The 23,132-nt window shown below is 69.4% G+C and carries 20 protein-coding genes and 3 pseudogenes; 10 read left to right on the forward strand and 13 right to left on the reverse strand.

Annotated elements, in window-relative coordinates; all coding sequences use genetic code 11:
* The first annotated feature begins 329 nt into the window (after positions 1–329).
* Positions 330–794 (forward strand): hemerythrin domain-containing protein, encoded by a 465-nt coding sequence (locus tag ACFXGI_RS34940; protein WP_384715879.1) that lies wholly within the window; start codon positions 330–332, stop codon positions 792–794.
* A gap of 143 nt (positions 795–937) precedes the next feature.
* On the opposite strand, the pseudogene ACFXGI_RS34945 reads toward ACFXGI_RS34940, so the two are convergent.
* The 4 genes and pseudogenes from ACFXGI_RS34945 to ACFXGI_RS34960 all read right to left on the reverse strand — a co-directional run.
* Positions 938–1,108: pseudogene (locus ACFXGI_RS34945) on the reverse strand (isochorismatase family protein); the annotation flags it as partial.
* 39 nt (positions 1,109–1,147) lie between these two features.
* Positions 1,148–3,382: a catalase gene (locus ACFXGI_RS34950; protein WP_384715818.1), complete on the reverse strand. Its 2,235-nt coding sequence runs from the start codon at positions 3,380–3,382 to the stop codon at positions 1,148–1,150.
* A gap of 138 nt (positions 3,383–3,520) precedes the next feature.
* Positions 3,521–4,414, reverse strand: a complete 894-nt coding sequence (locus ACFXGI_RS34955; protein WP_384715821.1) for an SDR family oxidoreductase — start codon at positions 4,412–4,414, stop codon at positions 3,521–3,523.
* Positions 4,415–4,455: 41 nt separating this feature from the next.
* A complete protein-coding gene (locus ACFXGI_RS34960; protein WP_384715824.1) occupies positions 4,456–5,079 on the reverse strand; it encodes a flavodoxin family protein in 624 nt (207 codons plus the stop codon).
* A 225-nt stretch (positions 5,080–5,304) separates the two neighbouring features.
* Here ACFXGI_RS34960 and ACFXGI_RS34965 point away from each other — a divergent pair, with 225 nt between their 5' ends.
* Positions 5,305–5,637 (forward strand): plasmid stabilization protein, encoded by a 333-nt coding sequence (locus ACFXGI_RS34965; protein ID WP_384715827.1) that lies wholly within the window; start codon positions 5,305–5,307, stop codon positions 5,635–5,637.
* 48 nt (positions 5,638–5,685) lie between these two features.
* Here the strand turns inward: ACFXGI_RS34965 and ACFXGI_RS34970 are convergent, their stop codons facing one another.
* Together ACFXGI_RS34970 and ACFXGI_RS34975 are read right to left on the reverse strand one after the other, a co-directional pair.
* Positions 5,686–7,008 (reverse strand): glutathione-independent formaldehyde dehydrogenase, encoded by a 1,323-nt coding sequence (locus ACFXGI_RS34970; protein WP_384715830.1) that lies wholly within the window; start codon positions 7,006–7,008, stop codon positions 5,686–5,688.
* A gap of 197 nt (positions 7,009–7,205) precedes the next feature.
* Positions 7,206–8,084 (reverse strand): aromatic acid exporter family protein, encoded by an 879-nt coding sequence (locus tag ACFXGI_RS34975; RefSeq protein ID WP_384715833.1) that lies wholly within the window; start codon positions 8,082–8,084, stop codon positions 7,206–7,208.
* 496 nt (positions 8,085–8,580) lie between these two features.
* On the opposite strand from ACFXGI_RS34975, the gene ACFXGI_RS34980 reads away from it, so the two are divergent.
* On the forward strand, positions 8,581–9,267 hold the full coding sequence (locus ACFXGI_RS34980; RefSeq protein ID WP_384715835.1) for a HemK2/MTQ2 family protein methyltransferase: 687 nt from the start codon (positions 8,581–8,583) through the stop codon (positions 9,265–9,267).
* A gap of 111 nt (positions 9,268–9,378) precedes the next feature.
* Positions 9,379–9,594, forward strand: a pseudogene (locus ACFXGI_RS34985) (iron-containing redox enzyme family protein); the annotation flags it as partial.
* 20 nt (positions 9,595–9,614) lie between these two features.
* Here the strand turns inward: ACFXGI_RS34985 and ACFXGI_RS34990 are convergent.
* Together ACFXGI_RS34990 and ACFXGI_RS34995 are read right to left on the reverse strand one after the other, a co-directional pair.
* On the reverse strand, positions 9,615–9,935 hold the full coding sequence (locus ACFXGI_RS34990) for an STAS domain-containing protein (RefSeq protein ID WP_384715838.1): 321 nt from the start codon (positions 9,933–9,935) through the stop codon (positions 9,615–9,617).
* Between the two features lie 262 nt (positions 9,936–10,197).
* Positions 10,198–12,072: a GAF domain-containing SpoIIE family protein phosphatase gene (locus ACFXGI_RS34995; protein WP_384715841.1), complete on the reverse strand. Its 1,875-nt coding sequence runs from the start codon at positions 12,070–12,072 to the stop codon at positions 10,198–10,200.
* Between the two features lie 446 nt (positions 12,073–12,518).
* Between ACFXGI_RS34995 and ACFXGI_RS35000 the strand changes: the two genes are divergently transcribed.
* The 5 genes from ACFXGI_RS35000 to ACFXGI_RS35020 all read left to right on the forward strand — a co-directional run bounded on the left by ACFXGI_RS35000 (position 12,519) and on the right by ACFXGI_RS35020 (position 17,790).
* Positions 12,519–13,433: a glutamate-cysteine ligase family protein gene (locus ACFXGI_RS35000; protein WP_384715844.1), complete on the forward strand. Its 915-nt coding sequence runs from the start codon at positions 12,519–12,521 to the stop codon at positions 13,431–13,433.
* A gap of 119 nt (positions 13,434–13,552) precedes the next feature.
* Positions 13,553–13,942, forward strand: coding sequence for a hypothetical protein (locus ACFXGI_RS35005; RefSeq protein WP_384715847.1), 390 nt, complete (start codon positions 13,553–13,555; stop codon positions 13,940–13,942).
* Positions 13,943–14,180: 238 nt separating this feature from the next.
* A complete protein-coding gene (locus tag ACFXGI_RS35010; RefSeq protein ID WP_384715850.1) occupies positions 14,181–14,546 on the forward strand; it encodes an SRPBCC family protein in 366 nt (121 codons plus the stop codon).
* Entirely contained in the window at positions 14,539–16,128 is a 1,590-nt protein-coding gene (locus ACFXGI_RS35015) for a phytoene desaturase family protein (protein WP_384715852.1), read from the forward strand. The genes ACFXGI_RS35010 and ACFXGI_RS35015 overlap by 8 nt, the downstream gene beginning before the upstream one ends.
* A 297-nt stretch (positions 16,129–16,425) precedes the next feature.
* On the forward strand, positions 16,426–17,790 hold the full coding sequence (locus ACFXGI_RS35020) for an NAD(P)/FAD-dependent oxidoreductase (RefSeq protein WP_384715855.1): 1,365 nt from the start codon (positions 16,426–16,428) through the stop codon (positions 17,788–17,790).
* A 146-nt stretch (positions 17,791–17,936) separates the two neighbouring features.
* Here ACFXGI_RS35020 and ACFXGI_RS35025 read toward each other — a convergent pair whose 3' ends face one another.
* From ACFXGI_RS35025 to ACFXGI_RS35045, 5 genes and pseudogenes are all read right to left on the reverse strand, one after another.
* The gene (locus tag ACFXGI_RS35025; RefSeq protein WP_384715858.1) at positions 17,937–18,155 is read right to left on the reverse strand and encodes a hypothetical protein; all 219 of its coding nucleotides are present in this window, start codon (positions 18,153–18,155) and stop codon (positions 17,937–17,939) included.
* 306 nt (positions 18,156–18,461) lie between these two features.
* Positions 18,462–18,854 (reverse strand): ATP-binding protein, encoded by a 393-nt coding sequence (locus tag ACFXGI_RS35030; protein WP_384715861.1) that lies wholly within the window; start codon positions 18,852–18,854, stop codon positions 18,462–18,464.
* A gap of 351 nt (positions 18,855–19,205) precedes the next feature.
* Positions 19,206–20,120 (reverse strand): SigB/SigF/SigG family RNA polymerase sigma factor, encoded by a 915-nt coding sequence (locus ACFXGI_RS35035; RefSeq protein ID WP_384715864.1) that lies wholly within the window; start codon positions 20,118–20,120, stop codon positions 19,206–19,208.
* Between the two features lie 484 nt (positions 20,121–20,604).
* Positions 20,605–21,108: a hypothetical protein gene (locus ACFXGI_RS35040; RefSeq protein WP_384715867.1), complete on the reverse strand. Its 504-nt coding sequence runs from the start codon at positions 21,106–21,108 to the stop codon at positions 20,605–20,607.
* A 150-nt stretch (positions 21,109–21,258) separates the two neighbouring features.
* A pseudogene (locus tag ACFXGI_RS35045) lies at positions 21,259–21,602 on the reverse strand (DUF1622 domain-containing protein).
* Positions 21,603–21,793: 191 nt separating this feature from the next.
* Here ACFXGI_RS35045 and ACFXGI_RS35050 point away from each other — a divergent pair.
* The gene (locus ACFXGI_RS35050) at positions 21,794–22,969 is read left to right on the forward strand and encodes an RNA-guided endonuclease InsQ/TnpB family protein (RefSeq protein ID WP_384715870.1); all 1,176 of its coding nucleotides are present in this window, start codon (positions 21,794–21,796) and stop codon (positions 22,967–22,969) included.
* Positions 22,970–23,132 lie beyond the last annotated feature (163 nt).

The following is a 23,132-nucleotide window of genomic DNA, read 5'->3' on the forward strand; positions in this document are numbered from 1 at the left end:
TCACGGCGTCAAGGAGTGCCGGTACGTGATCATCCACATGCGGGACTGTGGAGGTCCTGCCGGGCAGTACGGGGCGGCGCGTCGAGCTGACCTCCGACACCGCTCAGTCCTTCCGGTGTTTCACCTGCAGCCGGGCGGCCGTCGCGCCGCTCTGGGTGTCCTTCGGGTGGGTCGGTGTGCACCTGCCAACGACTCGGCTGGCTCAGCCAGGCGCGTCGTCCATACGGGCCAATCCTTCGTTTCGGGCGAGCATCGCGAGCGTGCGCCGGGTAGAGGGGCGTGGGGTGGCCGGCTGCGCCGCCCGGTACGGCGAAGCCTCGGAGGCGTTGGTGGACGGGATCGTGCTGCTCAAGGGAGACCACAAGACGGTCGAGAAGCAGTTCGAGAAGGCCGGCGAGGACGCTCACGCGGAGAAGCGGAAGATCGCCGACAAGGTGATCCACGAGCTGACCACCCACACCTGGATCGAGGAGAAGATCTTCTACTCGGCCGCCCGCGAGGCGGCGCCCGACACCAAGGACCACGTCCTGGAAAGCATCGAGGAGCACCACGTCGTGCTGTGGATGCTCTCCGAGCTCAAAGACCTGGACGCGTCCGACGAGCGGTTCGACGCCAAGATGAGCGTCCTGATGGATAGCGTCCGGCACCACGTCGAGGAGGAGGAGAAGGAGTGGTGCCCCGACGTCCGCAAGGCCATGGGTCGCAACCGCCTCACTGAACTCGGCGAACAGATGGAGGCGGCGAAGAAGAAGGCTCCGGGCGAGCCCCTCGCCGTCCCGAGTGCCAAGGACTGACCGTGGGCCCACCCACCTCGGCCTGCTTCTGCTCCCTGCGCCAGGTGCTCGCCGTGGACTGACACGGCCGGTGGGACGAGCCGCCGACCGCCAAACGCGCGCTGGCGTTGCCTCCTCCAGATACAGGCCCCTGCCGCGGGGACGATGCGGGCCTCCATGCTGATCTCCATCATCTTCAGGGCGGCATCGGCGCGGTCCGAGTGGATGTGGGCGACGGCGTCGCGGGCGACGGTGACGGACGGGTCCCTGATGTGGGCGTCGAGCGCGGAGTACAGCACGCACTGCTCCGTCACCTGCCCGCACAGTCCCGCCCGCCGGTGACTCGGGGGTGAGCGGGAGAGGGGCGGACGGCCTCAGAGGTTGGCGGGGAACCGGTCCCATGCGCGGTGTTCGCCCAGTGCCTGCGTCAGTTCCTCCACGATCGCCGTGCTGGTTTCGCCGGTGGCGATGCCCGGCTCGTTTGCTGCGATGCCGCACGTTTCGAGGAGGCGCTCGGCGCCGTTCCACCCGCCGATGCCCTTGCCGTGACGGTATGCCTCGGTGAGGAGCAGCAGCACGCGCGGGTCGGGAGCTTCGGGCGGCTGGGCAGTGCCGGCCTTGGCGTCGCGGGCACCGTACGCGTCCGCGCCGGCCTGCGGCACTCCGGCCAGCAGCACGGCATCGAATTCGACGGAACGGGCGGTGGCGAAGGTGCGCTGAACGGCAATCGGGCCACCCTTGGAGTTGAGGGTACCGCCGGTCGGGGCGACGACGAGGGGCACCATGCCGGCGTCCAGGACGGCCTGGCGGGCGGTCCGAACGCCGTCCAGGTCGGAGGCGGCGTCGGCGATGATGCCGATGACACGGCCGTCGATCGGCCAGGTCCCTCCCATTTGCGAGAGGGCGGGGCTGGGTTCGGGCTCGGCGAGCGGTTCGGTGGACGCGGGGGCCGGTAGGCCGAGGCCCGTGGCGACCTGTTCGCACAGCTCCGTGTCGATGTTCGCAAGGACCTGGAGGGTGCGCTCCTTGATGGCCTGCTCGTAGCACTTGTTCAGTTCGAAGGTGTAGGCGGCGACGATGTGTTCGCGCTCGGGCGGCGTCATGCTCAGCCAGAACAGCCGCGGCTGGGTGAAGTGGTCAGCGAACGAGGCGGGTGCCTCGCGGACCTTGCCGGCTGCCGGAACCCTTACGGGCGTCTCGATGAAGGCGCCCGTGTCGGCGCCGGCGAGGAAGGGGCAGCCGCCGTCGAGGCTGTTCGGACGGTACGGTGCGACGCCGGTGTGGACGGCGCTCTGGTGCATGCCGTCGCGGAGCATGTCGTTGACGGGCGCCTGAGGCCGGTTGATCGGAATCTGCCCGAAGTTCGGACCGCCGAGCCGGCTGATCTGGGTGTCGAGGTAGGAGAAGAGCCGGCCGGCGAGCAGCGGGTCGTCGGTGACGTCGATGCCGGGGACCAGATGGCCGGGGTGGAAGGCGACCTGCTCGGTCTCGGCGAAGTAGTTCTTGGTGTTGGCGTTCAAGGTCATCAGCCCGATGGGCTGAACGGGCGAGAGCTCCTCGGGCACGATCTTGGTGGGGTCGAGGAGGTCGATGCCCTCGAAGGCCTGTTCCGGGGTGTCGGGGAAGACCTGGATGCCCAGTTCCCACTGGGGGAAGGCGCCGGACTCGATGGCGTCGAAGAGGTCGCGGCGGTGGAAATCAGGGTCCATCCCATTGATCAACTGCGCTTCCTCCCAGACCAGGGAGTGCACGCCCAGCTTCGGCTTCCAGTGGAACTTGACCAGTACGCTCTCGTCGGCCGCATTGACCAGCCGGAAGGTGTGGACTCCGAAGCCCTCCATCATCCGGAACGACCTCGGGATGCCGCGGTCGGACATGTTCCAGATGGTGTGGTGGGTGGCCTCGGTGTGCAGGGACACGAAGTCCCAAAACGTGTCGTGCGCGCTCTGCGCCTGCGGGATCTCGCGGTCCGGATGCGGCTTGCCGGCGTGGATGACGTCGGGGAACTTGACGGCGTCCTGGATGAAGAACACCGGGATGTTGTTCCCGACCAGGTCGAAGGTGCCTTCCTCGGTGTAGAACTTCGTCGCGAAGCCACGCGTGTCGCGCACCGTGTCGGCGGATCCGCGCGAGCCGAGGACCGTGGAGAAGCGTACGAATACGGGTGTCTCCACGTCCTTGCCGAGGAACGCGGCCTTGGACACCTCTCCGGCGGTTCCGTAGCCCTGGAAGACTCCGTGGGCTGCTGCGCCACGCGCGTGGACGACCCGCTCCGGGATCCGCTCGTGGTCGAAGTGGGTGATCTTCTCGCGCAGGTGGTGGTCCTGGAGGAGAACCGGTCCTCGTGCCCCGGCCTTGAGGGAGTGGTCGGTGTCCGGCAGGCGGGTGCCCTGGGCGGTGGTCAGGTAGGCGCCGCTCTGCGCTGCGCGGGCCTGGTCCGCTCCGGTGGGCTGCCCGGTGGGGCTCACCGTCTCGGGTCCGTCCTGGTCCGGCTTCGGGGGCAGCGGTTCCCCCGGTTGCGTGGGCTCGGCTACGGGCGGGGCTACCGGGCCCGGCTGGCCCGGCAGTTCGTTCCTGGCGGCGTCATCTGCCGGCTGCTGCTTCGTCATGATCGTTCTCCTCATGGGTGGTGCCAACGTCGTGGTAGGGGTGATGGCCATGCCTGGAGCGGGCCCGCGGGCCCTTCTCTTCCGACCGCGGATGGATGGGGCCCGCTGGAGGCGGGACCCGCGCATTGATGGCGGCGGTCACGGGAGGGGTGTGCCGCCGGTGGCGTTGAGGATTTCCCCGGTGATGTAGCTGGCTTGGGGTGAGGCCAGGAAGACGTAGGCAGGAGCCATCTCGGCAGGCTGGGCCGCTCGGCCAAGAGGCGATTGCTTGCCGAACTCCGTCACGTCGGGCATGGTCGCCGGGATCAGCGGCGTCCAGACCGGCCCGGGGGCGACGGCGTTGACGCGGATGCCGCGCTCGGCGAGCATCTGCGCCAGCCCGTGCGTGAAGGAGATGATGGCGGACTTCGTCATCGCGTAGTCGAGCAGGTGTGGGCTGGGCTGGTAGCCCTGCACCGAAGCGGTGTTGATGATCGTCCCGCCACGCGGGATGTGGGCGAGGGCCGCGCGGGAAAGCCAGAACATTCCGTACAGGTTGGTCTTCATCACCCGGTCGAACTGCTCGGTGGTGATCGCCTCGATCCCGTCGGGCTGGGACATCTGGTACGCGGCGTTGTTCACGAGGATGTCGATGCGCCCCAGCTCGCTCATCGCGCGGTCGATCAGGGCTTCACACTGTGCCTCCTCACGGATGTCGCACAGCACGGGAACCGCCTTACGGCCTGCCTCGCCGACCAGTCGTGCGGTCTCGGCCGCCTCGTCGGCTTCCTCGGCGAGATGGGTGAAGACGACGTCCGCGCCCTCCCGGGCGAAGGCCAGGCAGACAGCCCGTCCGATCCCGGAATCGCCTCCAGTGACCAGAGCAGCCCGGTCCAGGAGTATGTCGTGGCCGTGGTAGGAGTCCTCGCCGTGGTCAGGGCGGGGATCCATCTCCTCGGTCGAACCGGGGTGCTCCTGATCCTGGTCGGGAAACGGCGGGCGCGGGTGGCGGGTGACGGGGTCGGAAACGCTGGTTACTTTCTGGGACGACATTCGTTTCTCCGGTCTCCGTGGCGCGCTGGGTGAGCTATGGGTCAGCTCGCCGGGTACGGCGCGGCCTTGAGGCGGCGGGCGAGGTGGGCGGTGTTCGCGGCGAGGGTGGCCGTCGTGGCGGCCGTCTTCTCAGGGGTCTTGTCGAGGTCCTGGTAGTCGGTGCCCTGCATGGCTTCGCCGACCCAGTAGGTGACGGCGTTGGGGGCGAGGGAGAAGCCGACGTCGTTCAGGCCCTGGAAGAGGTCGGCGCTGACCTTGTGCGCGCCGTCCTCGTTGCCGACGACGCAGACCGCGGCGACCTTGCCGTAGGTGAGCATGCGGCCCTCGTCGTCAGTCTCGGAGATCTCCGCGTCCAGGCGCTCCAGGACCCGCTGGGCGATGCTGGAGGGGTGGCCTAGCCAGATGGGCGTGGCGAGGATCAGGATGTCGCAGCCCAGGATGGTGTCGCGGATCTCCGGCCAGGCGTCCCCGTCGCCCATGTCGGTCTTCACACCGGCCTTCACGTCGTGGTCGGCGATCCTGATGGTTTTCCCGGTGACGCCGTGCTCGGCGAGGGCGGCCATGGTCTGCTCGGCCAGCAGCTGGGAGCTCGACGGTGAGGGGGAGGGGGACAGGGTGCAGACGAGCGCGATGGCGCGGAGCGGGGTGTGATTGTTGGGAGTCATGATGTTCCGGCTACCCGCGCATCCCGCTTTGATATCGCAAGCGGTCCCATTCATCCCCTTTGGCTCAATCCACCAGAGTGTCGAGCTCCAGGACGCAGCATCCCCGTTTGATCCGAACGTGAGCGGCATGCCGCTACGGACCCGCCACGCTTCGACGAGATGCGAGGCACGCCGGGTGCGCGCACGATGACCGGTGACACGACACCGTCGATGAAGGGTTTGGTCATGCCCCGAGGTTCGAGCCCGAAGCGTGAGCGGCAGTACGAGCACATCAAGGAGTCTGGTGAGCAGCGCGGCATGTCCGAGGGCCGGGCGAAGGAGATGGCGTCTCGGACGGTGAACAAGGAACGAGCGCGGTCGGGGGAGAGCAAGACGGCCAGCCGCAGTTCCACGCAGGGGATGTCGGCGTCGCAGCGCGGCGGACAGAAGTCCGGCAGCGGAGGCGGAGGCTCTTCCGAGCGCACCAAGGACGAGCTCTACCGGGAGGCAAAGAAGCGCGGCATCGAGGGCCGCTCGGCCATGACCAAGCAGCAACTCAAGAACGCCCTCGGTCACTGATTCGCGTCATGGCTCAACCCGCCGCCAAACCCGCCCGTCGGTCGATGCTCAGTGCTTGAGGGCCTGCTGCAGCTGCTCCTTGTTCATGTGAGAGCGGCCCTCGACGCCCTGCGCTTTCGCTTCTCGACGTAGCTCCTCCAGGGTCTGATGGGAGGAGCTGTCCCCAGCGCTCCTGCTGCCCCGCTTGGAGGCGGATGCGCGCCGGCCGGAGCCGTGGCTGCCGTTGGGGTGGAGGACGACCTTGGTCCAGCCGTCGTCGCGGTTGTCGAAGTGTTCGTACGCTGAGGACGCCTCGTCCAAGCTGAGTTCGTGTGAGACGAGGAAGCTGGGCTCGGCCCTGCCGCCGGCGATCAGGTCGCGCAGGGCCCGGTTGTAGCGCTTGACCGGCGCCTGGCCGGTGCCGAGCCGCTGGCCCTTGAACCAGAGCATCCCGAAGTCCAGCGGCACCTTCCCCTGGGCTTCCAGCTCGCCCTGGGCTTCGGCGCCGCCAGGGTCCTCGGGCAGGAACACGCCGACCACGCCGATGCCGCCGGTGAACCGGACCGAGTCGATGAGCCCGTTCATGGTCAGGGTCGCGTCCTCCTGACCCTGTGGGTCGTGGGCCTGGTAGCCGACGCATTCGCAGCCGTTGTCCGCGCCCAGGCCGAGGGTGGCTTCCTTGACGACCTCGGCCGGGTCATGCTCGGCGGTGTTGATGGCGATGGCTCCGATCTCCTCGGCGAGCCGCAGCCGATCGGGCTGGTGGTCGGCGACCCATACGCGGCCGGCGCCCTTGAGGATCGCGGAGTAGGCGGCCATCAGGCCGACCGGGCCCGCCCCGTAGACGATCGTCTGGTCACCGGGCTGCACGCCCGCCATTTCGGTGGCGTGGTAACCGGTGGGGAAGATGTCGGCCAGCATCACGTAGTCGAGCTGCCGCTCGGCGGCGTCCTCACCCAGGCGCAGGGCATTGAAGTCGCCGTACGGGACACGCAGGAGTTCCGCCTGGCCGCCCTGGTACGGGCCCATCTCGGCGAAGCCGTACGCGGCGCCGGCCATGTCCGGCTTGGGCTGCATGGTCAGGCAGTAGTTCGTGAGGCCCTGTTCGCACTGCTTGCAGGAGCCGCAGGCGATGTTGAAGGGCATAACCACCCAGTCGCCGACCTGGACCTTGCTGACGGCCTTGCCGACTTCGACGACCTGGCCGAGGTTCTCGTGGCCCAGCGTCCGGCCCGTTTCGAAGGAGGTCCGGCCCTCGTACATGTGCAGGTCGGAGCCGCAGATGTTGGTGGTGGTGATCTTCACCAGGATGTCGCAGGGATGCTCTATCTTCGCGTCGGGGACGTTCGTGACCGTCACAGTCCGCGGTCCTTCGTACACTGCCGCTTTCATGGTCTTTCCTTGCCGACGCCACGCCCTCACTGCAGTGTCCACGGCGGGGGCGGCGCCTTAGGGGAGTGTCGGCGCGGTCGGCTTCGCAGGTGACCCGACCGCGGTGGCGTCCGCCTGCCTCGGCGGCTGACGTCTCTCCCCTGCCGCCTACCCCGCTCATGTCGCATCACGCGGAGCCCATGCCGGGTCGAAGGTCTTCAGGTGCTGGCGAGGCTTTGCCGGCCCGGCCTGAGATCGGCCAGGATGCGGCCGGCGTCCGTGAGGAGCGTGCCCTGCAAGGCGTGCGCGGCAGGGGAGGTTTCCGGCGTGGTCCGTTCCTCCCGTTGCACCCCGTCGAGTTCTCCGGCCGCTTCGCCGATCTTCACATCGAGGAGGTTCGGATCGGTGTGTGACGCCTGGCCGATCTCCTCCATCGCCGTGGGCACAGCGCGCAGGACAGCGCTGAAGCGGGGACGGAAAGTGGCCGGGAGATTCCCGAGTTCCCCGCTTTCGAGGGCGTGGTCCAAGGTCCGGGTCATGGAGCGCAGGTGGTCCATGCTGCGTTCGGCGACAGTGATTGCTTCGCGAGCCCGGGGGAGGACCTCGCCGGAGCCGCTGATGGTGCGGCGTGGGTTCATGCGGCCGTTTTCGATCTCGGCTTCGATGGCGTGGCGGATGCGCTCGCATTCGGCGGACAGCCTGTGCCAGTCGCGGCGCCATTGGCGCAGGTGGTCCCGGTCGGGATCGCTTGCTTCGAGGGTGTCGGCGAGGTCGACGAGGCGGAGCGCGAGCAGAGTGAGGAGGCCGAACGTCCAGCCGTGGATGCCGGCCACGGCCGCCAGCGTGGCGGCGAGCGTGGCTCCCGCCGCCATCGCCAGCCCGTACTGGAGGCAGTCGCGCACCGAGCGGTACACGGTTGCCTGCAGTGCCACCAGCGCGGTGAACGGCGCAAACGTCGACACCGCCGGCGGCAGCAGGTAGCGCGCGAGAACCCACGCCGCCATTGCCGCGATCACGCTCTTGGCGCCGAGCAGGACCTCGTCCCGTTCGCTCCCGGCTCTTCGCACCGCGCGGCGCAGGTAGTCGGCTCGCTCCATGGCCGCGGACCGGATCCCTCGCACTGTATCCACCACTGCTCTGGGCAAGATTGACCACCTCCGATGCGCGCCTGCCCCGCCGAGTGCGCCCAACGCTCAGATCAAAGTGACAAGGGGTTTTCCGGGAGCCGCGAAGTGATGCTCGGGTGCTTCGCGATCCTGTTCGATCTCGGTCTGCTGCTCAGCGATCTCCCGGGTGGCAAGCAGTTCAGGAGGTTCCGGATCGGGGCGATGGCTGCCTACTGACCGATCTTTGTGAGGCCGGGCGACCGCGGCGCGCAGCACGTCACCGGCGAGCGGGAACTCCAGTCCGAGAGCCAGGAGCGCCCAGGCTCAACCGGATCTTGTTGAATTCGCCAGGAGTGGCGGCGCGTTCTTGGTCTGATCATCCGAAGATCGACGCTCCTTCGGATGCGGTGCCCCGGGGAGGGCAGGCGCAGTGCCTCATCAATCGCTGTGACTCGCTCGGCGACCCACAGTGAAATCGGAGGTACGGGTGCCCAGTACTGCTCTGTCCTTGGTCACGCTGCCCGGTGGCCTGGTGGCCCTGCCGGGCGTTTACCAGCCGCAGGCGGACACCCGGCTGCTCGCCGCGGCCCTCGCGCATGAGGACCTCGGGCCCCGTGCCGAGGTCCTCGAGATCGGTACGGGCACCGGCGCCCTGGCCCTGCACGCCGCGACCAGGGGCGCCCGGGTTACGGCGGTCGACGTGTCCTGGCCCGCGGTGGTCACGGCACGGCTGAACGCTTGGATTCACCGTCTTCCATTGCGCGTCCTGCACGGGGATTTCGAGGCCCGCACCACGGGGCGCCGCTTCGACGTTGTCTTCTCGAACCCTCCATACGTCCCCGCCCCTGACAGACGACCGCCCTCGCGGGGGCCGGAACGGGCCTGGGACGCCGGTCTCGACGGGCGCGCGGTCATCGACCGGATCTGCGCGGATGCTCCGGCCCTGCTGCGGCCCGGCGGAGTCCTGCTCTTGGTGCACTCGGGGATGTGCGGTGCCGAGGAGACCCTCGATCGGCTGGGGTGGGCAGGGCTGGCCGCTGAGGTCATGGCGACGGCCTCCGTGCCGTGGGGCCCGGTCCTGCGGTCGCGTCGAGCCTGGCTCGAACAGCAGGGTCTGGCGGCCGCAGCCGAGGAACGGGAAGAGCTGGTGGTCATCCGTGCGCGGCGTGCCTGAACCCCTTCCCGGCCCGGCCCCCCCGCCATGGCGGATGCCCGGCGGGTGATCGTGGAGCCGCAGGGCCCGGTCCTGGTGGAGTAGCCGGTCGAGGTCGTCCTGGACAACGGGGCCGCGATGGTGGCCATCGAGGACGACGAGTTCGGTGACGGCCGAGACGAGCTCATCCACGCCCAGCTCTTCGCGGACCTGATGACCGACCTCGGCCTGGATCCCGCCTACGGCCGCTACCTGGTGGAGGCGCAGGCGCCTCTGCTCGCCACCGTGAATCCGATGTCCCTCTTCGGGCTGCACCGGGCGAGCACCAGCGAAGCAGGGAGCCGTCGGCAAGGAGCGAAGCCTCTGCCTCAAGCCTCGCGGGCCGCATCCACGTCCGGCGTGATGCTCAGCGTCCCGGCGGCGCCGCTGAGCTCCAAGAGCCTGCGAAGCTGCGGCGGCAGAGGGCCGGCCACTGTGAGCCGGGGGAGCAGGTGATGTGCCTCCAGGAGGAGCCGGACCAGACCGGAGTCGGCGTACGCGACCCCCGAGACGTCGATGATCGTCCGTACGGCCTGGGTGGCCTGCGCCTCGGCGAGTGCCCTGCGGAATGGCGCCACGGTGCCGCTGTCGAACTCTCCGGTGAGGGCGAGGACGAGGACACCATCCCCGTTGGCGGGCAGCCTCGTCACACCGGTCCCGCTGAGCGTGCCCGCCAGCCAGGAGCCGTACGTGAGCCGCCGTCCGCGCCGAGGGCGCCGCGCTCGGGCGGATCGGAAGCCGAACGGAAACCGCATAATGCACCGCTGTCGTTGAGGCCGAGGGATCGGAGGGGCTCCTGGGAGGCCGTCGTGGGGCCCGCGCCCAGGTAGGCATCGGGTATGGATGGCGCCTACCCCCGTCGTGAACCGGCAAGCGAAGTCGAGCGCCGTACCCGCCGTCGTCTCCGCACCCTCATAGCCGCGCGACTACAGGTGTACGCACGGCAAGAAGGACGACGTCGTCCTCGGGCGCTGGCTGCGCCAGGCGGTTGTTGATCCGGCCGAGCAATTCGTCCAAGGGGCGGTCCCCGTGGCGGGCGAGCAGGGCAATGAGTTGCGCGATGGCGGCGTCCATGTCGTGATCGCGGCGTTCGACGAGCCCGTCGGTGTACAGCAGGAGCGTCGAGCCCGGACGCAGCGGACGTTGGTGCTCCGTGCGGTCGAACGGACCGAGAGACCGGTGCAGCAGCACGTCGTGCTCGACCAGTTGGGCCACATGCCCATCGGGAGTGCGCAGCAGCGGCGGCGGGTGGCCGGCGTTGGACCAGGTCAGCTTCCAATCGGGGCTGCCGTCGACGGGGTCGAGGCGGGCATGCACCAGGGTGCCGCTGGTTTCCACGGGCAGGACAGAGCAGGCAGCGTCGAGGGCGGTCAGCGCGGTGGCGGGGCTGTAGGGCGGGTGGTCGAGGGTGGCCTGGCGCAGCATGCTGCGGACCTGGCCCATGATCGTGGCGGCGTGCATGTCGTGGCCGGTGATGTCACCGACCGTGACCATGAGCGAGCTCTGACCGTCGGAGGCGGGAGCGCGGGGCAGGTAATAGGCGTCGTACCAGTCTCCGCCGATCATGTGGTCGTCCGCGGCTGGCTGGTACAGGGCGTTGATCTCGACGCCGTCGGTGAGCGGGAGGTCGGTGAGCATGGCGGCCTGGAGCTGCCGGGCGACCGAGATCCGTTCATCCAGATACAGGGCGCGTTCCACCGCCTGCGCGATGTAACCGGACGCGGCGGTGAGGGTGGCCCGCTCGGTGACGCCCACCTCGTGCCGCTTGGCCCAGCAGATCGCGAGCACGCCCAGCAGGGCGCGGCTGCCCCAGAGAGGCAGGCACAGCACCGTGGTGAAGCCCATGCGGTCGAAGAAGCCGACCGCCTCGGGGCTGTACCCGGCGACGAGCGCCTCACGGTCGGGCACGAAAACCGCCCGCCGCTCCCGCATGGCCTGCGTGCTCGGGAACGCGGCGTCCACGGACAGCGTGAGAACCTCCCGTTCCACCGAGCGCTCGATGTCCGGGTCGGGAACCCTGTGCAGTTCGTCCTTGTCGGCGACCAGCAGGCCGACGTACGACGGTTTTCCGGCGCCCACGAAGAGGTCCCGCACTCGTCGCCGGACGTCCTCCAGCCCCGACGTTTGGGCCAGTTCCTCCGAGGCCCTCAGCAGCAGCTCGGCATGGTCCAATCCAGCCTGGGCTTGCTGCTCCAGGCGCTGCGCGTCGCTTCTCGCCTCCTCGGCTGCGGCTCGTGCGGTCTCCAGCACCTGCTGAGCGGACCGGTTCTGGGCCGACAGGATGCGCAGGCGAAGCTCGGCGGAGCAGGCCGCGGCCAGATCCTCCAGGTCGGAGAGCTCGCCCGGCCCCCACGTGCGGGGCTGGTGGTCGATGGCGCACAGGGAGCCCAGGACGAGCCCGTCGGCATCGGTAAGCGGCATTCCCGCATACGCGGTGATTCCGAGGTCCGTGACGGCCGGGTGGGTGCTGAGGCGCTGGTCGGCGCGGGCGTCCGGGACGACGAGGGGCTGCCCGGAGGCAATCACGTACCGGCACAGCGAATGCGACAGCGGCAACGCGCGGCGCCCCGCCCAGGGCTCCGTCAGGCCGAATATTCCGGGCAGGATCTGTCGGTCCGCCTCGACCAGTGAAACGAAGGCCATCGGCACGCGGAGGACCCGTGAAACCAGGCGCGCGAATCGGTCCATTCCAGTATCGGAGGCAGCCGTCAGGCCGACCCATCGCAATGCCTGCTGCTGGGCGATGCTGATCAGGTCAGCCTCCGATTCCCGGCCCTGCTCAGGCATGTGCCCTCCGGTGCTGCTCGTCCCGAGGCCCTCAACGGCATCGTAGGACAGTCGGGGGCTGCCGGTCGCGCCATGGTGGCGCTGCCACGCGCGAAGGAGATGCGTTCGGACTGCCGGCGGATCGGAGGGGTAGACGCGATGCAGCAGGAGTGAGCCGATCACGGCCTACTCAGCCCGTTCGGCGAAGGGCTTGCCTATGTGTGCCATGGTGACCGTGCCGATACGCGCCGTCGACCCCGTACGAGCCGGGCGGCCATGGGGAAGCTGTCGGATGACGGTTGGCGTCGAGGAGGAATTCCTGCTCGTGGACCGGCGCACGGGCATACCCGTGGCCAGGGGCCCCTGTGTCGTGAAAGCTGCGGTCCCGGTCCTGGGCGAACAGGCACAGACGGAGCTTCGGCGCACAGGTCGAGGTGTGCACCCGCCCCACGGCGACACTGGCCGTGTTGAGGTCCGAACTGGCCCTGCTGCGAAGGGTGATGGCGGAGGCCGCGGCCGGTGAAGGGTGCCTTCTCGTCGCCACCGGCACTCCCGCCGTCCCACCGGGGCGTCCGCCGACCGTAACCCCTGGCGAGCGCTACGAGCGGATGGCCGCCAGGTGGTCCTCCCTGGTGGGCGGATACGACGGGATGGTGTGCGGCTGCCACATCCACGTAGGAGTGACCGGACACGCCCAAGCTCTCGCGCTGGCCAACCACATGCGACCTTGGCTGCCGACACTCCAGGCGATCGCCGCCAACTCGCCGTTCTCCCTGGGCCGGGACACCGGCTGGGCGAGTCACCGGTCGGTCGAGTGGGCGCGGTGGCCGGGCGTCGGCCCCGCGCCCCTGCTCGACGAGGTCGGCTACGAGCGCCTCGCCGGCCACCTGGTCCGCAGCGGCACCCTGCTGGACCGCCGGATGATCTACTGGCACGCCCGCCCGTCCGAGCACGTACCCACGCTGGAGATCCGCGTCTGTGACGTGAACGCCGACCTCGACGTGGTCGTGCTGCTCACCGCCCTCGTACGAGGCCTGGCCACCGCACTGCTGCCCGACGTCGACAACGGGCGGCCACCCCTTGCCCTCCCCGACGGCTGCCTCCACGCTGCCCACGCCCACGCTGCCCATCGCGGCCTGATCGGCGAGGGGCTCGATCCCGTGCGGGGAGAGCACGTACCGGCTGTGCTGCTGGCGGAGAGGTTGCTGGAGCGCGCAGCTCCCGGGCTGGCTGCGACCGGTGACCTGGATCTTGTGGCGGAGCTGTTCGACCGCCTGCGGCGCTCCGGCGGCGGAGCCGCGAGACAGCGCGCCGCCCATGTACGGAGAGGGCGCCTGACCGACGTGGTGGGCGAGCTCGCGCGCACCACAGCCGCGGCCTGACCGGCGCCTCGTCCGGAGTCGACGCGACCGCTTCGGTGGACGGTGGGACGATGAGAAGACCAACGGCAGACGTGCTGGTACTTGTGCGCGCCTTCCCGAATCAGACAGCAGGCCAGGCCATGACGAAGCAGCCGAAGCCGTCCCAGCCGAAGCACGGCAAGGGACCGAGTCCCTACGAGGGCACCAAGCAGCACGGTTGGTCCCCCGACGTGGACCAGACCCGTCAGCAGGAGAACCGGAGCGCCCACCGTTCCTTCCACCCGGACAAATATGCGCCCGCCAAGGGCCCCGAACCGACGGTTTCCAAGGAAGAAGCCGGAAACCCCCACGGCAAGCCGGTCAAGAGCCGAGGCAAACGAGGCGAGGACCAGAGCAAGGGCGCCGGGGAGAAGGGCATGCACGACCTAGGCCCCCGCGGCCGGTCCCAGCGGCCCAGTGGAACGAAGGACGCCTCCGCCACGACGGGCGTGGACCCCCAGGATCCGCCCGGCAGGCGCAGCGCCGGGTAGCACCGTTCTGGCAGCCAGCGAGTGAGCCGAGCAGCGTGAAGACGTACTCCCTCTGCCCTGATGCAATCGCGCAGTCGACGGGCCGAAACGCCTGCGTCGAGGAGAGTGCTCCCCGAGTTCGCATCCTCCGTTCCACGAGAAGGGCCTGCTCATGGCCGTAAGGCACCAGTTGATTCACCGTTCGCCGCCGGCTGTCTGGGCAGTGCTCGCGGATCCAAGCTGCTACGGGGAGTGGGTGGTGGGACCCTGCGAGTCCACGCCACTTGATCAGGCCTGGCCCGAAGTCGGCTCCCAGCTCCTTTACACCGTGCGGCTGGGCCCCTGGTCGACCGAGGGGGTGACGACGGTCCGGCACCAGGAGCCAGGCAGCGAGCTTGAACTGGAGGCATCGTTCAAGGCCCTGGGGACGGCGAGAATCTTCCTGCAGCTCCGGCCGTGGGGCGAGGACACCCTCGTCGTCTGCGACGAGCACCCGTTGCGCGGCCTGGGCGGCACTCTTCACAACCCCGTGAGCGAGGCTGCGCTCCAGCTGAGGCATCGGGGCATGCTGGCACGCCTGGCCAGGCTCGTGGAGAACGACCACCGTGAGGTCCGTCATGCCTGACGCGGTGGTGATCGGCGCGGGCCCGAACGGGCTGGTGGCCGCGAACGTCCTGGTCGACGCCGGCTGGAGTGTGGAGGTCCTGGAGGCGCAGCCCGAGCCCGGAGGCGCGGTCCGCAGCGACAGAGGCGTCCACCCCGACTACATCTCGGACCTCTTCAGCGCCTTCTACCCGCTGGCCGCCGCCTCCCCGGTCCTTGCGCGCCTCGACCTCGCCGCCGAGGGGCTGCGGTGGAGCCACGCCCTGTCCGTGCTGGCGCACCCGCTGCTGGACGGCAGGTGCGCGGTGCTGGAGCGCCGTGTCGAGGAAACGGCTGCCGGGCTGGGGGAGTTCGCGGCGGCCGACGCTGACGTCTGGCAGAACATGTACCGGACGTGGGCCCATGTGGGCCCGGATCTGGTGCAGGCCCTGTTCACCCCCTTCCCCCCGGTCCGCGCCGGCCTTCGCCTGGCCGTGAGGCTCCGAGCCGCGGGCGGCCTGCGGTTGGCCCGCAAGCTGGTCCTGCCGGTGCGCCGCTTGGGCGAGGAGGAGTTCGCAGGGGAGGGCGGTCGGCTCCTGCTGGCCGGCAATGCCCTGCACGCGGACCTGTCCCCGGAAGCCGCCGGAAGCGGCGGCTTCGGCTGGCTGATGTCGATGCTTGGCCAGAGCCACGGCTTTCCGGTTCCCGTCGGAGGGTCCGGCGCCCTGACCGAGGCACTGGTGAGCCGTTTCCGCGGGCGAGGAGGCGTCTTGCGCTGCGGGGAACGCGTCGCCTGCGTCGTCGTACGCGGCGGCACGGCGGTCGCGGTACGTACCGAGGGCGGGGAGACGATCGCCGCACGCCGGGCCGTACTCGCCGACACCTCCGCCCCGGCCCTGTACCGGGACCTCGTGGGCGAGGAGCACCTCCCCTCCCGGCTCCTGCGGGACCTGGAACGCTTCCAGTGGGACTTCGCGACCTTCAAGGTCGACTGGGCCCTGTCCGCCCCGGCGCCGTGGACGGCGCCGCGAGCCGCGGGCGCCGGCACCGTCCACGTCGCCGACGGCGTCGACGGCCTGACCCGGTTCGCCTCGCAGATCGCCATGAATCAGGTGCCCGACGAGCCGTTCGCCCTCTTCGGCCAGATGACCACAGCGGACCCGAGCCGCTCACCCGCCGGCACCGAATCGGCATGGGCCTACACCCACGTCCCGCAGCACGTCACCTCCGACGCCGGCCCCGACGGCATCACCGGCAGCTGGGACACGCGCGAACAGGAAGCCATGGCCGACCGGATCGAGGCCCAGGTGGAACGGTTCGCACCGGGCTTCCGCACCCGGATCCTCGCCCGCCGCATCCTGGCCCCCACCACGCTCCAGGCCATGGACGAGAACCTCCACAACGGCGCCATCAACAACGGCACCACCGCCCTCCACCAGCAGGCGGTCTTCCGCCCCACCCCCGGCACCGGCCGGCCCGAGACCCCCGTCAAGGGCCTCTACCTCGCCTCCGCGGCCGCCCACCCCGGCGGCGGCGTACACGGAGCACCCGGCGCGAACGCCGCCCGGGCCGCACTGCGAGGCCACGGACTCCACGCCCCCCTCCACCGCGCCCAACGAATCTGAACGGCTCTCGGGGTCGGTGTGTCGAGATCCTTTACGCGCGCCGGGAACCGAAGGCGTGGTCCAAGCCGCGTTCTTCGGTGGCCCCGCAACCCCTGGCCCGTTGCGACTCCACGGCGGCAGCGATGGCGATGAGCAGGTCGTCCGGCTTCGACACGGGCACGGATGCTGGTCGGCGCCAAGTAGCCCTGATGGGCAGGATCGGTGTCGTCAGCTGTCCGTCCCGCTCTTCGCGTGCATGAAACGGCCTGCGGGGGAAGGTGCGCCGGGGACTCGTATACCCGAGAAGGGACGGACACCATGGTGCGACCGAGGATCGTGGTCATCGGTGCAGGCTTCGCCGGCGTCGCCTGCGTACGCCGCCTGGAGCGGACGCTGTCACCGGGGGAGGCGGAGATCCTGCTGGTCACTCCGTTCTCCTACCAGCTTTACCTGCCCCTGCTGCCGCAGGTGGCCTCCGGGGTGCTCACCCCTCAGTCGGTGGCGGTGTCGCTGCGCCGCAGCCGCCGCCACCGGACCCAGATCGTGCCCGGCGGGGCCGTGGGCGTGGACACCCGGGCCAAGGTCTGCGTCATCCGGAAGATCACCGGGGAGATGGTGGATCAACCGTACGACCACCTGGTGCTCGCACCGGGCAGCGTGACCCGCACCTTCGACATCCCGGGCCTGGCGGAGCACGGCCGCGGCATGAAGACGCTGGCCGAGGCGGCCCACCTCCGCGACCACGTGATCGCCCAGCTCGACCTGGCCGACGCCGCCGCACCGGGCTCGGCGGAACGGGCCTCACGCCTGGGCTTCGTCGTGGTGGGCGGCGGGTACGCAGGCACCGAGACGGCAGCCTCCCTGGAGCGGCTCACCACGAACGCCGTCGGCCGCTACCCCCGGCTGGACCGGCGCGAGATCAGCTGGCACCTCGTGGACGTGGCCCCGAAGCTGATGCCCGAGCTCGGCGACCGGCTGGGCCGGGCAGCCCTCGACGTGCTGCGCCGCCGCGGCATCGAGGTCTCGCTCGGCGCCTCCGTCGCCAAGGCGGGCCCCGAAGACGTCACCCTCACCGACGGGCGGGTGCTGCCCTGCCGCACGCTCATCTGGACGGCCGGCGTCGCCGCGAGCCCGCTCGTCGCCACGCTGGGTGCCGAGACCGCGAAGAGCGGCCGGCTCGTCGTCGCTGCGGACCTGCGGGTGCCCGGGGCGGACGGTGCGTTCGCGCTCGGTGACGCGGCTGCCGTGCCCGACCTCGCCGGCGGCGGGGACGGTACGGTGTGCCCGCCCACCGCACAGCACGCCGAACGCCAGGGCAAGGTCGCCGCCGACAACGTGGTCGCCACACTGCGGGGCACGCCGCTGCGTCCGTACGTCCACAAGGACCTCGGACTGGTCGTGGACCTCGGCGGCCGCGACGGCGTCTCCCGGCCGCTCGGCATCGACCTGCGCGGGATGGCCGCCCAGGCGGTGGCTCGCGGCTACCACTGGGCGGCGCTGCGCACCGGTGCCGCGAAGACCCGGGTGATGACGAACTGGCTCCTGAACGCCGTGGCCGGCGACGACTTCGTCCGTACCGGCTTCCAAACGTACAAGCCGGGGACGCTGCGCGACTTCGAGTACACGGACCACTACCTCACTCCGGAGGAGGTACGGTCCCGCACGGCGACCGACGGAGGCTGACCGTTCCGGCGAGCGAGATCGCCGCCGGTAGCAGTCGGACCACCAAGATCGGAGGCTCCCGCCGGTCACTGAGGAGGGGCGCTGCCATCGTCACGACCCGGCTCCGCCCGGGACAACAACGCCCCCCTCGGCACCAGCAATGAATTTCAGACCTGGTGGAAACCCCAGTCGAGGCGGAGTACGGAGGGGTCGTCGGTGTGTCTTCCCGCGTTGAGTGCTCTGGTCTGGCGGATCAGGCTGTCCAAGTGCGCCGCGGGGTCCTGGGACGGTGTGGTGTTGATCAGGGGCAGGAACCCCTCGATGCCGAGCCGGCCGCAGGCTTCGACCTTGCCCCTGACGAGGTAGTCCTGGGCGCCGGCGCCCATCGCCTCGGAGCCGTCCTGCTTCTCCGACAGCCCGGTTGGAGGAGTTCCGGGACACCGTGGCTTCAGGGGGATGCGATGCTCCTGCGCCACACGGCCGTGGAACCCGCGCCCCTCCCCAGCCGCGGACCCGGGCCACCTGTAAGCCGGGGTTTCGCTGCCAGGGGGGATGTCACACACGGGGCGGGTGGGTGGCGGTGTCCAGGTAGAAGGAGTCGATGCTCTGGAAGGCCCGCTCGAAGTGACCGACGTCGTGCTCGACAGCGCGGCATGTTCTGGATCGACGTGAGCAGTGCGGGACCGGAGTGGTCAGCTTCCCGCTGCCATGCCGTACTCCAGCCGGGAAGCCTCGATCTCGGCCCACACGGCCTTGCCGGTCCCGTACGTGTGTGTGCCCCAGCGATCGGACAGACGCTCCACGATGTACAGACCGCGGCCGCCCGGGATGCCGCGTTGGGGCGCCGAGCGGCGGACTGGAGTGGTTGTCGTGCCGTCGTGGACCTCGATGTGCAAGGCCGTCTCGTCGGCAGTCAGGACGAGTTCGTGGCAGCCGTTTGCGTGCAGTGACGCGTTGGTCAGCAGTTCGGACACGAGGAGGAGGGTGTCCTCGGAGGTCTCGGTTCTGTCCCAGCCCCAGTCCTGGAGTGCTTGGCGCGTGAAGGCGCGGCCCTTGGCGACCGGCCCCGGGACACCCGCGAGCATCAGCCGACGGCGTTGCCTCCCGGAGGGAGGACCAACGCTCATCGGACCGCCCGCCTCCGGTTCATGGGTCTCCACTGTCGCTCCACCCCCGCGTAGACCCCTGGCTTCTACTCCCGACAGCAGGCTCACGCCACGGTCGCTGCCGGCGCCTTGGGTCGGTTGCAGGCACCCGGGTGATGCGAGAAGCCTCAGCATGGTCGTGACAGTGTAGGGGACCCCTTGTCTCAGGGCATTGCCTTGTGGAGCCGCAGCGTGGAGCTGCTGTCGGTGGTGTGGGATTCGACCAGGTCGCCCGGACGGTGGGTCAGACCGCGGCACCGCGTTCCCCGGTAGGGACGTCATCGGTCGGCTCTACCCGGTGAGCATGCCGGCGCGAAGCCGGACGAGAGTTCGGGACAGGAGGCGGGACACCTGCATCTGGGAGATGCCCAGCTCGGCGCCGATTTCGGCCTGGGTCATCTCCTGGCCGAAGCGCATCCGCAGGATCAGCCGATCGCGCTCGGCCAGTTGTTGCAGCAGCGGTGCGAGGGTGTGGAAGTCCTCGAAGAGTTCCATCGCGGGGTCGATATCGCCGACGAGCTCCGCCAGCGGGCGGGTGGTCCGGTTGGTCGGGGACGAAACGTCACTCTCGCCGGCGGCGGTGTCGAGGGAGCCGCTCGTGTATCCGTTCGCCGCGATGAGTCCGTCGATGACCTGTTCCTCGGTCAGTTCGAGGTGACCGGCGACCTCCTTGACGGTCGGGGCCCGGCCCAGGATGTCGGTCAGGGCCTCCTGGGATTTGGCGAGCTCGCTACGCAGTTCCTGTAGACGGCGGGGGACGTGCACGGCCCAGGTGGTGTCGCGGAAGTGGCGCTTGATCTCACCGATGATGTAGGGGAGGGCAAGGGTGGAGAACTCGACCTCGCGCTCGAGTTCGTAGCGGTCGATCGCCTTGATGAGGCCGATGGTTCCCACCTGGATGATGTCGTCCATGTCCAGACCCCCGCCCAGCACGCGGGCGCGGAAGCGCCGCGCGGCGAACTGCACGAGGGAGAGGTTCATCTCGATCAGGGTGTTGCGCGTGTACTGGTACTCGCGCGTGCCCTCCTCCAGCGTTCGCAGTCTGCGGAAGAAGACACGCGACAGCTCGCGTGCGTCGCCGGGCGCCATCTCACGGGCGTTCTCCACCCGGACCGGTTCCCGATCCTCCACCGGCGTTCCCGGGATACCTGTGACTTGCGCTTCTTTTGCCCGAACGGGGCCGATCATGGTGGTCGAGCGAGACATGGCGACCGCTCCCTCCCAGTTGGCTGACGGCTGTCCGCACCTTCTGCCCCGACTTCGCGGGTGTACACACTTGCTGGGTGTTGGCTGTCGCTGCACGGGTCCGGCCTGCTGGCGGCCCCGGAAGCAGGCGCTGACTGCCTTGCCTCCGTGGAACGCATGGACGGCGAGCGCGTAAGCCGAATTGTCGACGATCCAGCGACCGCGACCGCGGTGTCGGCGTCGTTGTGAGCGGAAGGACGGCTGCAGGACACCAGCGCGTGCACCGGGGTGGGTAGCATCCCGTGGTCGCGACGCAGGCGGTGGACGTTGTGAGGAGCAGAGTTCGGCCTGGTGGGCGTGGTTGATGACCAGGAGCCAGTGGTTCTCAACGGCGAAGCCGGCGTTACCTGCAGCACGCGGACACCTTCCACGCCAGCGGCGGCTGGTCGATTCCGGTCAGATCGTGGTCTCGTCCGGCACTCTCGTGCAGGCGGCGGGGCGTTGGTCAGGAGGCGGCTGGCGTTGGGTCAATCAGTGGCTGGCGCGCATGGTCGCAGGATGTGGCAGCGGTGGTGGTGGGGAAAAGCATGCGGCGCAGGAGATTTCGTGTGGTGCGCCCGGTCGCCGTGCTGCGCCAGGCAGTCGTCGGGTGGCGGGAACGCAGGTGCGAGAGCGCCCGCGTTCCCAGGCCGGCGCTGTGGAAGCGCTCGTCGATGATGACGGCGGTGATGGTGCCGCGGGCGCAGTCAGGGCAGATTGTGTAGCGGACCTGGCCGACGACATGGCGGATGTGGACGAGGAGCAGACATTCCTCGCCAGGGCCTGAGTTGTCCGGGATGTGCGCGGACAGGAATTCGATCGCCCGGTATGCCAGGATGCGGCGGTGTAGCCGGCCGCCGATCCGGCTCCGGCGCGAGTGCTTGGCGCCGGCTCTGCCGGACGGGGGCGCCTGGACTGCGGGTGCCGGGCCGAACGGATTGCTCGCGGGACGCGCATGTTGTCCGTGCATGACTGCTCGTGTTCCCAGGCCGCGGAGCGATACGCGCTGGGGTGCATCTCCAGCCGGTGTGTTCGTTTGCTGGTGAGGCGGTCTGACGGGCGGCGGGTGCGCGGTGACCGGCTTGGCAGGGTCAAACGCTGGTGGTGGGGAGCCGAATGGTCAGGAGGCTACGGTCCGCTGCAGGGGCTCCCTCTGGTCGGCTTCGATCTCGGCGCGCTCTTGTGTGATCTCGCGGGTGAGGAAGAAGTTCGGGATGGTGCGGATGGCGGTGATGGCCGCCAGCTGGCCGATCTCGGTGAAGCTGGGGGCGACCGCCGTGCGCAGGACGTCGCCCCCAGCTGGAATTCCAGTCCCAGGACGAGGAAGCGGCCCAGGCTGAGACGGATCTTGTTGAACTCGCCGATGAGGGAGCGCCTGCGCAGGCTGGTTGTGGCGAACCGGGCGAAGGCCCAGACGGCACCCGCGAAGATGATGAGTGCGCCGCCCGCCTCGATGACGTGCACCAGCTATCCGATCAGCTCCCGCGCTCCGGACTCGGACACCAGTTCACCGGACTTCTTCCAGGAGGCTCCCGCCTTCAGGCGGGGGAGGAATGGATCCTTGGACCGGAGCCGCGAAGCGGCGGAGTTCTCTGCGCATCTGTTCTAACCTGCACTCTCTTCCGTTGTCAGTGGTGGGTGTTAGGTTCTGGATCATGACGACAGCAGCGATAGCCGACGAGGTGGCCGGGCGCGCCCGGTACACCTGTCGGTTGCGCCTGTCGTCCGCCTCCCGTACTGCTCTGGAAGCGGAGTGGGGGAGGTGTCGTTGGGTGTGGAACGAGTGTGTGGCGATGTCCCGCAAGGTCCACAAGTACAACAAGGACGCCGAGACGAAGACGACGTGCGGGCCGGCGCAGCTCGACAAGATGCTGACCGAGGCCCGCCGGTCGATGACGTGGCTGCGTGAGGGAGCTTCGGTTCCGCAGCAGCAGATCATCCGAGACTTCGCCAAGTCCCGTGCCAAGGCGTTGAAGGACATCAAGGCAAAGCTGCCGATGCAGCAGCGGGCCGGGATGCCCCGCGTCAAGCGAAAGCGGGAGGCGGCGCCGTCGCTGAACTACACGACCCGTGGATTGCGGCTGAAGGACGGCCGTCTACATCTGGCGGGCGGGATCGTGGTGACGGTGGTGTGGTCGCGCGAGCTGCCCAAGCCGCCGTCCAGCGTTCGCGTGTACCGGGACAGCCTCGGCCACTGGTACGCCTCGTTCGTCGTGGCCACTGTGACCGAGGCCCTGCCGGAGACCGGCGCGGCCATCGGGATCGACTGGGGCGTTAAGGAGACCGCGACCACCACGTCCGACGCCCACGATCTTCCCCACGCACAGCACGGGAAGACGGCCGCTGCGAAGCTGGCGCACTATCAGCGGATGATGGCGCGTCGCCGGACCCCGAAGAACCGGCCCGACACCAAGGGCTACAAGAAGGCCCGCCGGGCAGCAGCAAAGGTGTCGAAGAAGATCGCCCGACAGCGGCAGGACACCGGCCGCAAGTGGGCCAAGGCTGTTGTTCGGGACTTCGACACTCTCGCGGTCGAGGACTTCAAGCCGAAGTTCCTCGCGAAGACCACCATGGCCCGCAAGGCGGCCGACGCCGCGATCGGTGCCACCAAGACCGCACTGGTCGAGATAGCCCGCAAGCACGGCCGGACTGTGCACCTTGTCCACCCCGCGCACACCACCATGGACTGCGCGCACTGCGGAGCGAGAGCCAAGCACCGCCTACCTCTCTCCGAGAGAACGTATACGTGCACCGCGTGCGAAACCGTGTCCCCCAGGGACAAGAACTCCGCCCGCGTGATGCTCGTCCGGGCTGGTCTCGTACCCGGCTAGTGCTGATCTTGTAAGACCCGCACCCCCGCCGGAGGTCGGGCCAAGTGAGCTAGGAATCCCCCTCCTTCAGGACCCCGTTGCTGATCTTTCATTTCGAGGGATGTGCGAGGAGGCGGCGTAAGTGAGTGGTGCGGGTGCGCTCGGGGCGGTGGCCTTGCTGCCA

The organism is Streptomyces sp. NPDC059355 (genome assembly GCF_042752335.1).
Lineage (GTDB): Bacteria > Actinomycetota > Actinomycetes > Streptomycetales > Streptomycetaceae > Streptomyces.

What these genes read in the sequence shown, in the direction of transcription:
- ACFXGI_RS34950 (WP_384715818.1), bottom strand. Translation starts at nt 3,382, where the DNA reads ATGACGAAGCAGCAGCCGGCAGATGACGCCGCCAGGAACGAACTGCCG.
- ACFXGI_RS34955 (WP_384715821.1), bottom strand. Translation starts at nt 4,414, where the DNA reads ATGTCGTCCCAGAAAGTAACCAGCGTTTCCGACCCCGTCACCCGCCAC.
- ACFXGI_RS34960 (WP_384715824.1), bottom strand. Translation starts at nt 5,079, where the DNA reads ATGACTCCCAACAATCACACCCCGCTCCGCGCCATCGCGCTCGTCTGC.
- ACFXGI_RS34965 (WP_384715827.1), top strand. Translation starts at nt 5,305, where the DNA reads ATGCCCCGAGGTTCGAGCCCGAAGCGTGAGCGGCAGTACGAGCACATC.
- ACFXGI_RS34970 (WP_384715830.1), bottom strand. Translation starts at nt 7,008, where the DNA reads ATGAAAGCGGCAGTGTACGAAGGACCGCGGACTGTGACGGTCACGAAC.
- ACFXGI_RS34975 (WP_384715833.1), bottom strand. Translation starts at nt 8,084, where the DNA reads ATGGAGCGAGCCGACTACCTGCGCCGCGCGGTGCGAAGAGCCGGGAGC.
- ACFXGI_RS34995 (WP_384715841.1), bottom strand. Translation starts at nt 12,072, where the DNA reads ATGCCTGAGCAGGGCCGGGAATCGGAGGCTGACCTGATCAGCATCGCC.
- ACFXGI_RS35005 (WP_384715847.1), top strand. Translation starts at nt 13,553, where the DNA reads ATGACGAAGCAGCCGAAGCCGTCCCAGCCGAAGCACGGCAAGGGACCG.
- ACFXGI_RS35015 (WP_384715852.1), top strand. Translation starts at nt 14,539, where the DNA reads ATGCCTGACGCGGTGGTGATCGGCGCGGGCCCGAACGGGCTGGTGGCC.
- ACFXGI_RS35020 (WP_384715855.1), top strand. Translation starts at nt 16,426, where the DNA reads ATGGTGCGACCGAGGATCGTGGTCATCGGTGCAGGCTTCGCCGGCGTC.
- ACFXGI_RS35025 (WP_384715858.1), bottom strand. Translation starts at nt 18,155, where the DNA reads ATGGGCGCCGGCGCCCAGGACTACCTCGTCAGGGGCAAGGTCGAAGCC.
- ACFXGI_RS35030 (WP_384715861.1), bottom strand. Translation starts at nt 18,854, where the DNA reads ATGCTCGCGGGTGTCCCGGGGCCGGTCGCCAAGGGCCGCGCCTTCACG.
- ACFXGI_RS35035 (WP_384715864.1), bottom strand. Translation starts at nt 20,120, where the DNA reads ATGTCTCGCTCGACCACCATGATCGGCCCCGTTCGGGCAAAAGAAGCG.
- ACFXGI_RS35040 (WP_384715867.1), bottom strand. Translation starts at nt 21,108, where the DNA reads ATGCACGGACAACATGCGCGTCCCGCGAGCAATCCGTTCGGCCCGGCA.
- ACFXGI_RS35050 (WP_384715870.1), top strand. Translation starts at nt 21,794, where the DNA reads ATGACGACAGCAGCGATAGCCGACGAGGTGGCCGGGCGCGCCCGGTAC.